Origin of the sequence: Methylobacterium sp. J-077, from assembly GCF_022829365.1 — a bacterium.
GTDB lineage: Bacteria > Pseudomonadota > Alphaproteobacteria > Rhizobiales > Beijerinckiaceae > Methylobacterium.
Genome location: NZ_JAKSYJ010000002.1, coordinates 1 through 834 on the forward strand (window position 1 = coordinate 1; position 834 = coordinate 834).

Below are 834 nucleotides of genomic sequence, written 5' to 3' on the forward strand. Positions count from 1 at the left end.
CGACCGGATCGGGTCCGAGTCGGCTTCATGCGGGCTGGGACGGGAACGGCTGCGGCCTACGGGGCCGGCTCGACCTGCTGCTCCGGCACGGGCACGTCGAAGCCGTTCAGCGTGATGCAGACCATCGCGTAGAGGCCGACGAGGTGGATCAGTTCGGACACGCCGGGGGCGCCGAACGCGGCGACGACCCGGTCGTAGACGGGGCGCGGAAGGACGCCGCCGGCATTCAGGGAGCTGGCAGCATCGAAGACAGCAGCCTCCTCGGTTGTGAGGTCGGACGGACGCTGACCAGACACGATGGTCGCGACCTTGCCTTCCGGCAGACCCTTCTCCCGGGCGACCTGGACGTGGGCGTAGAGCTCGTAGGCCGACTTGAAGCGCGAGCCCGTCACCAGGATCGCGACCTGCCGTGCCGCTTCCGTCAGGGCGCCGCGCTTTGACACCGCCTCGGTGAGGTCCCAGACCGCCTGGCCGATCTTCGGTTCGTGCAGCCAGGGATTGAACGGGCCGAGCAGCGCGCCGTCCGCCCTTTCCGTCTGGAACCCCTGGAACTGCTTCGCGATGCCGGCCCGGAGCATGTCGTAGAGGCGGCGCTGCTCGGTGCTGAGGTCCTGCGGTGGAATAGGCGGGAGACGCAACGGAGAACTCCGCGAGGGGGGACGGGGCAGTCGTATCGACCTACCCGCGACAAGCCCCCCCCTGGCCTCGGCGTTCCAAAAATTCGTTCACGTCTGAGTGAAATGAGCCTGAACGAGGAACGGATAAGCCTAGGCGAGGTTCATCGTCGGATTTGAAAATGATGGAGTTGAGAGCCTTGCCAGCGCCTGTCCGTTA

The 834-nt window shown here is 66.5% G+C and carries 1 protein-coding gene; it reads right to left on the bottom strand.

All coding sequences use genetic code 11. The features are described from left to right. Positions 1-56: 56 nt before the first annotated feature. Positions 57-638: a carboxymuconolactone decarboxylase family protein gene (locus MKL11_RS00010; protein WP_243939174.1), complete on the bottom strand. Its 582-nt coding sequence runs from the start codon at positions 636-638 to the stop codon at positions 57-59. Positions 639-834: the final 196 nt, after the last annotated feature.